The following is a 12,689-nucleotide window of genomic DNA, read 5'->3' on the forward strand; positions in this document are numbered from 1 at the left end:
CTCCTAGACTGAACGACGAGTTCAATCGGTGATCTTAGCCCCGAGCCTCGGCGGACCTCAGCGCTTCGACCTGACATCGACCTGACTTCGCCCTGTCAGCTGAGGATGGCCAGGTAGCAGGCGACGCAATGACAGGCCCAGCCCGCCACCGTGCACAGGTGGAAGATCTCGTGGAATCCGAACCATTCGGGCCGGGGGTCGGGGCGCTGGCGAACGTAGATGACGCCGCCGATGGTGTACAGGAGGCCTCCCGCTACGAGCAGGCACACGATCGCCGGTCCGCCGGTGAACCAGAACTGGGGCAGGAACCAGATTGCCACCCAGCCCAGAGCCACGTACAGCACCGTGGAGAACCAGCGCGGGGCGCTCCGCCAGACCAGGCATTTGATGATCCCCAGCAGCGCCCCGCCCCACACGATGCCCAGCACGAGCGCGGTGGCCCTGCTGCTGAGCAGCGCCACCGACAGCGGTGTGTAGGTGCCGGCGATCAGGAGGAAGATGTTGGAGTGGTCGAAGGATTGGAGGGTGGCGGATACGCGGCGCGACAAATGCCCGTTGGAGATGTGATACACGCCGGAGTTGGTGAAGAGCAGCAGGGAGCAGGCCAGGTAGGCGGCGCATGCCCAGGACTTCCCGGCGGTGGGAGCCAAGACGGTCAGCACGATGCAGGCGGCCAGCGCCAGGGGTGCAGTGCACGCGTGAATCCAGCCGCGCAGGTGCGGCTTGGGGTATCCGTCGTAGGTGAGGGAGGGCTTCTTGGGCGTCGTACCGGTACCCGTGGTGCCTGTCGTGCCTGTGGTGCTCTGCATGGTGCTCTCCTTGGCGGCGCTGTGCGTGCCGGCGTCTTCGGATACGGTCTCATGCGCAGGAGCCTGAATGCTCATGTGCGGACCTCCTCGATGGGGCGCGCGCCCACGGGCCAATAACTTACGGTTCCGTAGGTTACGTTACCGTAAGTTTTCGTGAAAAGGTGGGAAGCGCCTCACTCGGCTACCGTTGCCTCAGGGGCCCGCCGGCGCCCGCACATGGCGGACGATCGCACCCGGAGGAGAGGCATGGCAGGGAACAACCTCGTCTACGAGTTCTATGAGCGCCGCCTGGCGGCGCAGATCGAACCTGCACGAGTGCCGGGTCACGTCGGCGTCATCCTTGACGGCAATCGGCGTTGGGCGCGAACCAAGGGTTTCGGGACCGCTCAGGGGCACAAGCGGGGAGCGGACAAGATCAAGGAGTTCCTCGGCTGGGCGGAGGTGGCCGGGGTCCGCATGGTCACCCTGTGGCTCCTGAGCACCGACAACCTCTCGCGGGACCAGGCCGAACTCTCCCCCCTGCTCGACATCATCGCCCATGCCGTCGACGAACTGGCCTCCACCGGCCGCTGGCGCCTGCGCCTGGTCGGCGCCGTCGATCTGCTGCCCGCCCCCGTCGCCGAGCGCCTGCGCACTGCTGTCGCCTCCACCGCCTCCGCTGCTTCAACCGCAACCGCGTCCGCTGCTTCCGTACAGGCGCCCCGTGGAGCCGAAGACGGCGCGCGGGGTGCTGACGGGCCGGAGGACGGCGACACGCGCATGCACGTCAATATTGCGGTGGGGTACGGCGGTCGTCAGGAGATCGCCGACGCCGTGCGGGACATCTTGCGGGAGCGGGCCGTCGCGGGCGACAGCCTCGAGGATGTGGCGGCGACGCTGTCCGAGGAGGACATCACCGACCACTTGTACACCAAGGGCCAGCCGGACCCGGACCTGGTCATCCGCACCTCCGGCGAGCAGCGGCTGTCGGGTTTCCTGCTGTGGCAGTCAGTCCACTCCGAGTTCTACTTCTGCGAGGTCAACTGGCCGGCTTTCCGGCGCATCGACTTCCTGCGCGCACTGCGCGACTACGCTGGCCGGGAACGGCGCATGGGGCGATAAGGCGCGCCTTCTTGCGCCTCGGAGCTCGGGTGCCTCACATCCGGTGCGGAAGCCCGGGCGTATCGCACCGGATGCATCCCGGTAGGTGAGCTGCCGGCACGGGTGCTCTCTCAAGATGCCGGTGGCGTCAGCTCGCCTCAACGGGCACCGAGGGCGCATCTGATGCTGTTCCGGGCCGGTACTGACCGGACCGGGCTCGCGGTTCCTGAAATTCGGGACAGAATCCGAGACGGCCCCGCGAGCCCGGCTAGTCGGCCTCAGGCCTCGAGATCGGCGCGGGTGGGCGGATTCGCACCCGCCCGCGAGACCGTGATGTCGGCGATCGCCGCTGCATGGCGCACGATGCGCTCGAGCGTGGCGGCGTCGATGGCGCGCAGGGCCTCGCGCCGGTCGGCTCCTACAAGGCCCTCGGACCACAGTCCGTCCTCGAGCCCGCCCATGAAGGAGTCTCCGGCTCCGACCGTGTCGGCGACGACGACGTTCGGGTCTGCGGGGACCTCCAGGCGCAGTCCGGAGGCGGTCAGGGCCAGGGCGCCGTGCTTGCCCCGTGTCACCACGACGACGGACGGCCCCAGCTTCAGCCAGTCGCTCAGGACGCTCTGGAGTGCGGAGTCCTCAGAAGTGTCGATGCCGTAGAGCCAGGCGATGTCCTCATCGGAGCACTTGACCAGGTCGGACAGGGCGACGAGCCGTTCGACGATGGCGCGCGCGCCTGCCGGCTCGCCCATGAGCTGGGGCCGGGCGTTGGGGTCGTAGCACACGGTCGAGGTGGCCCGGAAATCGGTCAGCACCTTCTCCACCGTGGCCGCTCCCGGGGCCAGGATCGCGGCGATCGAACCGGTGTGGACGAGCAGGGGAGGCTCGGCGCCCTCGGTGCGGGTGGGGTAGGGGGGCTCCCAGCTCAGGTCGAAGACATAGGAGGCGGCGCCGTCCGCACCGATGGTGGCCTCGGCGGTCGATGTGCGCGCGGCGCCCTCGGAGCCCGGGGTCAGCCGTACGCCGTCGGCCTCGAGATGCTTGCGGACGGCCTGACCGCGCGCGTCGGTGCCGATCCAGCAGTCCAGCTCGGCGTCGCGGCCCAGCCTCGCCAGCCCGAGAGCCACGTTGGCCGGCGACCCGCCGGGGATGTCGGTGGGGGATTCGTCGGGGCGGATGACAACGTCGACGAGGGCTTCGCCGATGACTAGAGCGGTTCCTGGACGGCCGGGGGTGCTCATGGTGGCTCCTTGCGGTGGAGGTGACAGGTCAGGAGGAGGCTTTCTCGCGCTCGGCGACGGCGGCCAGACGGGCGCGCGCGTCGTCGAGCCATGCTTGGCAACGGGCGGCGAGAGCCTCTCCGCGCTCCCATAGCGCGAGCGCCTCCTCGAGAGGAACCTGACCGGCCTCGAGACGCTGGACGACGGAGACGAGCTCCTCGCGGGCGCGTTCGTAGGGCAGCGTCTCGACATCTGCGTTGGTGTCGGACGAGCCGGTGGCCGGGTCAGTGGCGCCAGTGGAAGAGGACAGGCTCATGGTGTGGATTGTTGCACGTCGCCCGCCCCGCGCGGGCGGGTCTGGAGCTAAGACTCTGGAGCTTTTTCGGGTTCGGGAGCGGGTTTGGTGGCGCCCACGACCTGGGCGACCATGCGCCCGGAGGCGAGTACGCCCTCGATCAGGTCTCCCTTCTTGACGTCCTCGGCGCTGGTGACGATCGTCCCGCCGGGCTTGCGCAGGATGGCGTAACCGCGGTCGAGCACCCCTTGAGGGGACAGGGCCGTCAGGTGCGCACGCTCGGCGCGCAGGTCCGCCTGCGCCAGTGACAGCGTCGTGTCCAGGGCGCGGTGCACGCGCTCGCGGGCCTGGGCCAGCTCGGTCTCCCTGTCCCGAATGATGACGGTGGGGTCGGCCATGACGGGGCGGGCGCGCACCTGGTCCAGGCCGTGCTGCTCCGTCTCCAGGCGCGCCGCCAGGACGCCGCGCATCCGTTCGCGCGCCGAGTCGAGCCCGACCGTCTCCTCGGCCAGGTCTGGCACGATGCGCCGGGCTGCGTCCGTGGGGGTCGAGGCCCGGTAGTCGGCGACGAGATCGAGTAGTGGGCAGTCAGTCTCGTGCCCGATGGCGGAGACGATCGGGGTGCGGGCCGCGGCCGCCGCCCGCACGAGGCCCTCGTCGCTGAAGGGGAGCAGGTCCTCGACGGCGCCCCCGCCGCGGGCGACGACGATGACGTCGATGGAGTCATCGCCGTCCAGCTCCCGGATCGCGGCCGTCACCTCGCGCACGGCCTGCGCGCCTTGAACTGCGACCTCGCGGACGGTGAACGGCAGCCCGGGCCAGCGCAGCCGGGCATTGACCAGGACGTCGTCCTTGGCCTTGGCGTTGCGACCGCACACGAGGCCGACCTTCCGAGGGAGGAAGGGCAGGGGGTGCTTGCGCTCCGGGGCGAACAGGCCCTCGGCCGCCAGTACTCGGCGCAGCTGTTCGATGCGCGCCAGCAGGTCGCCGACGCCGACCGGCCGGATGACGTCGGCGCGCAGCTCCAGGCTGCCGCGCTTGGCCCAGAAACGGGGCTTGGCGTGGACGACGACGCGCGCGCCCTCGGTCACCTGCGTTCCCGTGGTCGTCTCCAGGGCCGCCAGGTCGCGGGTGAAGATCGATACCGACATCGACATGTCGGCGTCGGTGTCGCGCAACGAGAGGTACTGCATGCCCGAGCCGGGGCGGCGGTTGAACTGGACCACTTGCCCCTCGACCCACACATGGGTCATTCGCGCCACGTAGTCGTCGATCTTGGACGACAGCAGACGCAGTGGCCAGGGGTTGTCCGGGGTGGTGTCCCGGGCCAGCCGGGCGAGCGGAGCCCCGGTGGGTGAGGCGGCGGTCGAGGCGAGATTGTCGGACGGCACGGGCTGGGAGGCGCTGGGCTCTGTCACGTGCACCACTGTGCCACGTTCTGCTCTGGGGGCTTGCGGCGGGCTGTGGCACAGTGGTCGCGTGACCGACCAGCCCACCGCACAACCCACTGAGCCCGGCACCGGGAGAATCCTCCTGGCGGCTCCCCGCGGCTACTGCGCCGGAGTTGACCGCGCAGTCGATGCCGTCGAGCAGGCGCTTGCGCACTACGGGGCTCCGATCTATGTGCGCAAGGAGATCGTCCACAATAAGTATGTTGTCGAGGCGCTGTCCCGGCGCGGGGCGATCTTCGTGTCCGAGACCGATGAGGTGCCCGAGGGCGCGCGCGTGGTCTTCTCCGCCCACGGCGTCTCTCCGGCGGTGCACGCCCAGGCGGCGTCCCGCCAGTTGCAGACGATCGATGCGACCTGCCCGCTGGTAACCAAGGTGCATAAGCAGGCGATCCGCTTCGCCAAGGGCGACTACGACATCATTCTGGTGGGACATAGCGGTCACGAGGAGGTCGAGGGCACTCAGGGGGAGGCGCCCGACCACATTCAGGTTGTCAACGGCCCCCATGAGGTCGACGCCGTCACGGTGCGCGACCCGGAGAAGGTCGTGTGGATCAGTCAGACGACCCTGAGCGTGGACGAAACCCTGGAGACGGTTCGCCTTCTGCGCGAGCGCTTCCCGCACTTGTCCGACCCGCCGGGCGATGACATCTGCTACGCCACGCAGAACCGTCAGGGCGCGGTCAAGACGATCGCTCCTCGGGTGGATGTCATGGTCGTAGTCGGCTCGGGCAATTCCTCCAACTCCGTGCGCCTGAAGGAGGTTGCTCTCGAGGCGGGCGCGCCGGCCGCCCACCGGGTGGATTACGCCCGCGAACTGGAGGAGTCCTGGTTCGCCGGGGCGCGGACGGTGGGGCTGACCTCGGGCGCCTCGGTTCCGGAGATACTCGTGCGCGAGGTCATCGAGCGCCTGGGCGAGATGGGCTTCGGCGAGGTCGAGATGGTGCGCACCGCCACGGAGGAGATCTCCTTCTCCCTTCCCAAGAACCTGCGCGCTGACCTCAAGACCGCCGCCGGGGGCAGGGCACCGGATCGCCGCCGCAGGCCCGCGGCCGATCACACCTGCTGACAGGGTTTGCCGGTGTATGCGTTGCGCTCGGCTGTTCCGCGCGCGGCGGCGCGGTTGAGCGCGGGGAACCTGGACCGGGCCGCTGAGGCGGTCCGGTTGTCCTGTGCGTGGCGCGGGCGCGGTTTGGCGCAGACAGCCTGAGCCGGGCCGCCCGTCCTGTGCGTGATGCGGATCGGCGGTGAGCCTACGGTCAGGCTGCGATGATTTGGGACAGGCGGGTGTGATCGGCGCAGACCTTCTCGAAGGGGACGACCCATGCCGGCCCCTCGGGGGTCGTCACTCGGGTGACGAGGCCCTCCTCCTGAAGGCATTCCAAACGCGTGGCGGTGTCCTCGCCCTGAGTCTGCCAGGCGGGCTCGGTCGAGGGGATGACGTATCCGCCGAGTGTCGGGGCGGCCCAGCGCAGCAGCAGGACCCGGGCTCCGGCGCGCCCGGAGACGTCGGGGTTGGACGCCAGCGAGGAGGCCACGCCTTTGGCCGAGCCGATGCCGACAGCATTGGCCAGTGCGCCGTAAGTCGTGCACAGGGCGGGGTTGTGTGAGAGGAGGCGGGTGACGGCCGTTGCTACGCGCTCACGCGCCGAGGATGAGGCGGCGGCATCGGCGATGGCGCGAACGCGGGCTCCGGTCAGGCGCGCCCTGGTCGCCAGCTCCGAGGAGCTCATTCCGTAGGCCAGGCCGCGCAGGATGAGTCTGTCTCTCTCGTCGCGCAGGACGGCCAGCTGGGCCTGAAGATTCTCCTGCTCGGAGGCGAGAGCCTCCAAGCGGTCGATGACTTGCTCGACCTCGGCGGTGATGCGGGGGTCGTTCGTGTCTGTGGCCGCGTTCAGGTCCAGGTCCAAGTCGAGGTCAAGGTCGGTATCGGGGGTCGTGGTGCTGGTCAGGAGACTCGTAGTCATAACAAGAAACCTTTTCGTTACGTACCAGGGAACGTGGGAAACCCTATATCGTGCGCCGTTCGTCTGCCTACAGGTGCTTAGCCGGCGGTAGCAATATGCGGCGGTTGGAGGGGATGACTGACGAGGTGAACCCAGGTCATCTTCCGCTTGCATGTCGGTTTCTAGGAAGTGGCTTGCTGTGGGTGCACTGTAGGGGCGGTGCATTTTTATGGTGCGCAACCCGTTAAAAGTCCGTTATTGTTCCGTAACCTGCTGGTTTTTCGCGGCTCTCTGCGGAGGTGGGCGGTTCGGCGGCCTGAGGGGCGGCGGAGGCGACCTCCGCACTTGTGAATTGCCTCACTTGGGCGGCGTCGGGGTCGATCTGCGCGGGGGATGCCAGTCCCTCGCCGAGGGTGGTGAAGGATCTCGCGGTGACGAGCAGCCGCGATTCCATCGACCCGACAGCCCGGTTGTATGCGGTCACTGAGCGGCTCAGGGCGGTGCCCAGCGAATCGAGGTGACCCGCCACCGTGCCCAGGCGCTCGTAGAGGGTGCGCCCCAGCGCGAGTAGCTCGCGTGCGTCATCGTTGACGGCGGTGCGGGCCCAGGCCGTGGCGCAGGTGCGGAGCAGCGCTAACAGGGATGAGGGAGTCGTCAGGGCAACGCCTCGTCCAAGAGAGTGCTCGAGCAGCCCCGGGTCGGCGTCCAGTGCCGCAGCCAGGATGGGCTCTGCGGGGATGAAGAGGACGACGAGCTCAGGAGAATCGTTCAAGTGCTTGTCGTAGTGGCGCTCGGCCAGGGCATCGACATGGCCCCGAAGGGCGCGTGCGTGGGCGACCAGCAGCTTGTGGCGCCTGGAGTCGTCTGTGCCGTCTGCGTCCTCGTCCGTCTGCCCTATGGATGCAGCGGTGAGATAGGAGTCCAGAGGGACCTTGGCGTCCAGGGCCAGATGCCCCGATCCCGGCAGGTGGATGACGACATCGGGCCTGCCCCTGGCTGCGTCCCGGCTCGGGGCGGCGCCCGCGCGTCTCCCTATGACAGCGCCGACCGTGCGCTGCTCGACGAAGTCGACATGCGGCATCATCCCCGAGATCTCGAGCACTCGTGCCAGCTCGACCTCTCCCCACACGCCGCGGGCCGAGCGCGAGCGCAGTGCCCCCTCGAGCGTCGTGGTGGCCCGCCGGAGCTCCCGATCGGCCTCGGCGTTGACTCGCAGCTGCTCGGTGAGGGTGGCGTGCTGGGCTGCGCGCTGGCGCTCCATGGCCTCTACTCGGGAGCCCACGGATTCCACCCGGGAGCCCATCTGCTCCAGCTGCGCGCGCACGGGTGCGAGCGCGCGTAGGACCGAGCCGTCGCGCTCGGCCCGCTCCTCGGCGAGCTCGGCCCGCTCAGCCAGTTCCTCGGCCCGCGCTCGCCACTGCGCCGCCTCCGCGCGCAGCATGCTCGTCCCGTCCTCCCCGGCCGTCTGACGGTGCGCGGTGCGGGTCAGGGCGGCGAAATACCCGAGCGCCGCCCCCAGGCCGACGCCGATGAGGAGGAAGAGCAGAGGAAGGGCGATGGTGGTCATGACCGCACCGTCTCACGGGGGTGTGACGTGAATCAGAGTCTCTTACCGGCGGGGATGCGGTGAGGAGGAAGCGCCAGTGATCAGGCGCGAAAGCCGCGATCGCCCGGAGCGCGGGCATGGCCGAACATGACCGTCTAGACAGCGGCGCGTGTCGGTGGCGCTGGCAGAATTGCCGTCATGACAGCGATCAAGGGCGTCTCCCTGGAATCGGGCTATCTCCTCGCCGTGATGGTGGTCCTTCTCGTAGGCGCGGTTCTGCTCGGGGCACTGCTGCTGGGAGGCGCCGGACGGGGGCGCCGGTCCCGATCCGGGCGCGTGTCGCGCTGGGGGGCGGGGGCTCTCGCCGTCGTCCTGCCCTCGCTCATGGTTCTGGCGGTCGGCGGGCTGATCGTCAATCGGGCCGGCCACTACCTCACGACCGTCGGCGACATCTTCGGGTCGCTCTCGTCCCAGTCCGCCGGTACCGGCAATGTCCTGCCCCTGGCGACCTCGGAAGAACTCGATGAGCCGCCCGCCGACGCCTGGAAGGCGACCTTCGAGGACGGGGGCGACGGGTCGCGGGTGACGACCTGGGCCGGGCCGATCAGTGGTGTCGACTTGCAGGTCAAGGTCATTCTGCCGTCGGGCTACAAGGCGGACGACGGGCGCACCTACGCCGTCATCGAGGAGCTTCACGGGTACACCGGAACCCCGGACTCCATGATCGACGGCCTGCAGTCGCCCGAGTCGCTTCAAGCCGCCATTGATGCCGGACGCATACCACCGACCATCATCGTCATCCCCTCCTTGGACGTGGACGACAACCCGCATGATTGCGCCAATCTGCAAGGGCGTCCCGCGGTCGGCACCTGGGCGGCCCAGGAGATTCCGCGCATGGTTCAGGCGTCCTTCCCCAATGTCGCCGCCGATCGGCAGGCGTGGATGATCATGGGCATCTCCTCCGGCGCCTACTGCGCCGCATGGACCGCCATCGAGAACTCGGATCAATTCGGCTCCGCGGGAGCGATATCGGCCTTCAACAAGCCGATCGAGGGCGGTCTGGCCAACTCAGGCCGCTGGATCGCCGAAAAATACACCCTCTCCACCATGCTGGCCGAGCACGACCCCAGCGATACCCGCTTCTACATCATGGGCGCCCAGGACGACCCTCTCGGCTCGGCGCAGACCGCCTGGCGCATGTCCGACGCCGTCCGCGAGCCCGATTCCGTCACGGCCGACACGCCGGAGACCGGCGGCCACGCCTGGCCGTTGTGGGCCGAGCGCTTCCAGACGATGCTGCAGTGGTGGGGGCAGGATCCCCGGCTGTGGTCCGCCGTGGGACTGGAGGCGCCGTCGAGCCCGCACGCCGACGACGCCGTGGCGAGCATCGTGGACACTCCGGCCTCGGAGCGGGGCGATGCCTCCAGTGCGGTCAAGCCCCTGTCTCCCGCGGGGCTGCCCGTGCGGATCCTGGCGGGACTGATCGCGCTGGCGGGCGTGGCGTCGCTGCTCAGGTGGGGGCCGCGGCTGGCGTCGAGAGCCGCCTCCGAGAATGAGGACGACGATGCCCGGCCCGGGCGGGCGATGCGCATCGGCCTATTCACAGCCAGGGCGGTCGCGGTTCTGGCCGCCGCGGTGCTCGTGGCGGCGGCGCTGGGTCTGGTGGGCAACGCCATCGGCGGCTTCTACACGACCTGGCACGACCTCGGCTCTGTGGTGACGGACGCGTAGGGGCGGGGCCGTTCCTGACGCCCGTTCGTCCGTGCGTCCGTGTGCCGAGATCGGTCGTACTCCGCGCCGAGATCGGTCCGCTTTCGGCTCGAGATCGGTCGAGTTCCGCGCCGAGATCGGTCGAGTTCCGGCTCGAGATCGGTCCGTGGGGTCCGGGCGGCTGGCCGGCCGTTAGAATCGCGCGCGTGGCACTCACCATCGGAATCGTCGGACTGCCCAACGTCGGCAAGTCCACCTTGTTCAACGCCCTTACCCGTGCGACCGTCCTTGCGGCGAACTACCCGTTCGCCACGATCGAGCCGAATGTCGGCGTCGTGCCATTGCCCGACCCGCGCCTGGGCCGGTTGGCGGAGCTGTTCCACAGCGCCAAGGTGGTGCCCGCGACGGTCTCCTTCGTCGATATCGCCGGGATCGTGCGCGGGGCGAGCGAGGGCGAGGGGCTGGGCAACCAGTTCCTGGCGAATATCCGCGAGGCCGACGCCATCTGCATGGTGACCCGCGCCTTCGAGGACCCCGACGTCACCCACGTCGACGGCAGGATCGAGCCCGCCGGGGATATTGAGACCATCGCCACCGAGCTGATCCTGGCCGACATTCAGACCCTGGAGAAGGCCATCCCGCGCCTGGAGAAGGAGGTGCGCGGCAAGAAGACCGAGGCCGCGGTGCTGGAGACAGCGCGCGCCGCTCTGAAAGTGCTGGGGGAGGGGACTGTGCTCTCCGCGGCCCTGGCTTCCGGTGCTGCCGCCAAGGCCGGGATCGACGGCGATGTGCTGAGCACCTTCCAGCTCATGACGACCAAGCCGATCATCTACGTGTTCAATATGGACGACGCCGGCATGAATGACGAGGCGAAGCAGGCCGAGCTGCGCGAGCTGGTGGCGCCGGCGGAGGCGGTCTTCCTGGATGCCCAGTTCGAGGCCGAGCTGGTGGAGTTGGAGCCCGAGGAGGCGGCGGAGCTGCTGCATGACAATGGCCAGGAGGAGTCGGGGCTGGACAAGCTGGCGAGAGTCGGCTTCGACACGCTCGGATTGCAGACGTACCTGACGGCGGGGGAGAAGGAGTCGCGCGCCTGGACCATCCGCAAGGGAATGACAGCGCCGCAGGCCGCCGGTGTTATTCACACGGATTTCGAGCGCGGCTTCATCAAGGCTGAGATCGTCAGCTACGACGACCTGATGGAATACGGAGGCGTGGCCGAGGTCCGCGCCCACGGCCGCGTCCGCATGGAGGGCAAGGATTATGTGATGCAGGACGGCGACGTGGTTGAATTTCGATTTAACGTGTGACGTTATTGACGCAACGCGTCATGTGTGGCATGGTAATGCGTGATGATCCGGTCCTTCGCTGATCGAGCGACTGAGCGCTTGTGGCGACGTGAGCGCGTACCGTCTATTGACCCGAGGATTCATGGCGTAGCGCTGCGCAAGCTCCGCCTGCTCGAAGCGGCTATTGACGTTGATGAATTGAGAGTCCCGCCGGGAAACCGCCTTGAGGCTCTCCGTGGTGACCGATCGGGTCAGCACAGTATCAGGATCAATGCGCAGTGGCGGATCTGTTTCGTGTGGACCAATGCAGGAGTTGAGGAGGTCGAGATCGTTGACTACCACTGAGGATGAGATGGCTAAGATCCCGCCTGTTCATCCGGGTGAGATTCTTATGGAGGACTTCATCCGGGGATTCGAGATCACGCAGCATAAGCTTGCCGTGTCCATCGGCGTGCCACCCCGGCGCATCAATGAGATCGTTCACGGCAAACGCGCCATCACCGCTGATACCGCTCTGCGCCTGGGGAAGTACTTCGGAACCTCCGCGCAGTTCTGGCTGAACCTCCAGGCCCGTTACGACCTCGATCTTGCTCAGGATCGTGTGGCGGAGCAAATCGCGACCATCGTGCCTCTTCATGCCGCGTGAATCCGTTTGAGTTGGCAGGGAAGATGAATCTTCGGATCGTCCGGTATGAAGAATCGATGCGCCAGAATGCACTCGACATCGCACTGCGCGCGTGGGAGCCGGTATTCCCACAGATGAAAAAGGCGGTGCCCGGCTTCGTCTACGACGCTTTCTACCCCGATGGCTGGCAAGCGCGCCAGCTCTCAGACCTGGGCCAGATACTCGACGACGAACCCGAGACCGTTGATGTCGCCCTTGTCAACGGGGTGATGGCCGGGTGGGTGTGCACCCGCATCCACCCCGAAGACTCGATGGGGGAGGTCTACGTCATCGCCGTCGCCCCTGACTTCCAGCGACAAGGAATCGGTCGCGCCCTCATGGAGCACAGCCAGAACCGCGCCATGGATGCCGGAATGACCATGATGATGGTCGAGACCGGGGGCGATCCTGGCCACGCCCCGGCCCGGGCGGCCTACGAGGCGGGTGGCTATCAGCGCTGGCCCGTCGCCCGCTACTTCAAGGACCTGCGGCAGTGAGCCCAGGCGAGGCGAACCCCAAGAGGACAGCCGCGCCGAACCCTGCCGAATCCGCGAGGCTCATTCATGAACTCTTTCGTGTTTGCGTAAGATGTGGCTGTTGTGCGGGGAGGCGGTGGGTGCCCCGAGGGTGGGGATAGGATGCGCGGCAGGCGGTGCCCAGGGTGCCTCATGGTGAGGGCTAGGGGCTT

At 68.0% G+C, this 12,689-nt stretch carries 13 protein-coding genes; 7 read left to right on the top strand and 6 right to left on the bottom strand.

Translation table 11 applies throughout. From position 1 onward, the window contains the following. Nucleotides 1–95: 95 nt before the first annotated feature. Nucleotides 96–884, bottom strand: a complete 789-nt coding sequence (gene trhA / locus W5W_RS0111980) for a PAQR family membrane homeostasis protein TrhA (protein ID WP_008730518.1) — start codon at nucleotides 882–884, stop codon at nucleotides 96–98. 171 nt (nucleotides 885–1,055) lie between these two features. On the opposite strand from trhA, the gene W5W_RS0111985 reads away from it, so the two are divergent. Further along, the gene (locus tag W5W_RS0111985; RefSeq protein WP_008730527.1) at nucleotides 1,056–1,910 is read left to right on the top strand and encodes an undecaprenyl diphosphate synthase family protein; all 855 of its coding nucleotides are present in this window, start codon (nucleotides 1,056–1,058) and stop codon (nucleotides 1,908–1,910) included. A 257-nt stretch (nucleotides 1,911–2,167) separates the two neighbouring features. On the opposite strand, the gene W5W_RS0111990 is transcribed toward W5W_RS0111985, so the two are convergent. Genes W5W_RS0111990 through xseA form a run of 3 tightly spaced genes read right to left on the bottom strand, consistent with a single transcriptional unit; the run spans nucleotide 2,168 to nucleotide 4,828 of the window. Beyond that, nucleotides 2,168–3,127, bottom strand: a complete 960-nt coding sequence (locus W5W_RS0111990) for a carbohydrate kinase family protein (protein WP_008730540.1) — start codon at nucleotides 3,125–3,127, stop codon at nucleotides 2,168–2,170. 28 nt (nucleotides 3,128–3,155) lie between these two features. Continuing rightward, nucleotides 3,156–3,422 (bottom strand): exodeoxyribonuclease VII small subunit, encoded by a 267-nt coding sequence (locus W5W_RS0111995; RefSeq protein WP_008730529.1) that lies wholly within the window; start codon nucleotides 3,420–3,422, stop codon nucleotides 3,156–3,158. 47 nt (nucleotides 3,423–3,469) lie between these two features. Further along, nucleotides 3,470–4,828 carry an exodeoxyribonuclease VII large subunit gene (xseA, locus tag W5W_RS0112000; protein ID WP_017195555.1) on the bottom strand — a complete coding sequence of 453 codons (1,359 nt, stop codon included), beginning with the start codon at nucleotides 4,826–4,828 and terminating at the stop codon, nucleotides 3,470–3,472. 52 nt (nucleotides 4,829–4,880) lie between these two features. Between xseA and W5W_RS0112005 the strand changes: the two genes are divergently transcribed. Continuing rightward, on the top strand, nucleotides 4,881–5,918 hold the full coding sequence (locus tag W5W_RS0112005; RefSeq protein WP_017195556.1) for a 4-hydroxy-3-methylbut-2-enyl diphosphate reductase: 1,038 nt from the start codon (nucleotides 4,881–4,883) through the stop codon (nucleotides 5,916–5,918). Between the two features lie 190 nt (nucleotides 5,919–6,108). On the opposite strand, the gene W5W_RS0112010 is transcribed toward W5W_RS0112005, so the two are convergent. Together W5W_RS0112010 and W5W_RS0112015 are read right to left on the bottom strand one after the other, a co-directional pair. Continuing rightward, nucleotides 6,109–6,816, bottom strand: a complete 708-nt coding sequence (locus W5W_RS0112010) for a hypothetical protein (protein ID WP_008730516.1) — start codon at nucleotides 6,814–6,816, stop codon at nucleotides 6,109–6,111. Between the two features lie 223 nt (nucleotides 6,817–7,039). Beyond that, nucleotides 7,040–8,362, bottom strand: a complete 1,323-nt coding sequence (locus W5W_RS0112015; protein WP_017195557.1) for a DNA recombination protein RmuC — start codon at nucleotides 8,360–8,362, stop codon at nucleotides 7,040–7,042. 177 nt (nucleotides 8,363–8,539) lie between these two features. Here W5W_RS0112015 and W5W_RS0112020 point away from each other — a divergent pair, with 177 nt between their 5' ends. The 5 genes from W5W_RS0112020 (at nucleotide 8,540) to W5W_RS0112035 (ending at nucleotide 12,498) form a co-directional block, all read left to right on the top strand. After that, a complete protein-coding gene (locus W5W_RS0112020; RefSeq protein WP_017195558.1) occupies nucleotides 8,540–10,072 on the top strand; it encodes an alpha/beta hydrolase in 1,533 nt (510 codons plus the stop codon). Between the two features lie 185 nt (nucleotides 10,073–10,257). Next, nucleotides 10,258–11,358: a redox-regulated ATPase YchF gene (ychF, locus tag W5W_RS0112025; RefSeq protein ID WP_017195559.1), complete on the top strand. Its 1,101-nt coding sequence runs from the start codon at nucleotides 10,258–10,260 to the stop codon at nucleotides 11,356–11,358. Nucleotides 11,359–11,400: 42 nt separating this feature from the next. Then, complete coding sequence (locus tag W5W_RS15805) at nucleotides 11,401–11,682, top strand: type II toxin-antitoxin system RelE/ParE family toxin (protein WP_008730511.1); 282 nt, start codon at nucleotides 11,401–11,403, stop codon at nucleotides 11,680–11,682. Continuing rightward, complete coding sequence (locus W5W_RS0112030) at nucleotides 11,642–11,983, top strand: HigA family addiction module antitoxin (RefSeq protein ID WP_202947013.1); 342 nt, start codon at nucleotides 11,642–11,644, stop codon at nucleotides 11,981–11,983. The genes W5W_RS15805 and W5W_RS0112030 overlap by 41 nt, the downstream gene beginning before the upstream one ends. A gap of 56 nt (nucleotides 11,984–12,039) precedes the next feature. After that, complete coding sequence (locus tag W5W_RS0112035; RefSeq protein ID WP_008730526.1) at nucleotides 12,040–12,498, top strand: GNAT family N-acetyltransferase; 459 nt, start codon at nucleotides 12,040–12,042, stop codon at nucleotides 12,496–12,498. The last annotated feature ends 191 nt before the right edge of the window (nucleotides 12,499–12,689 follow it).

Source organism: Actinomyces massiliensis 4401292, from assembly GCF_000269805.1.
Classification (GTDB): domain Bacteria; phylum Actinomycetota; class Actinomycetes; order Actinomycetales; family Actinomycetaceae; genus Actinomyces; species Actinomyces massiliensis.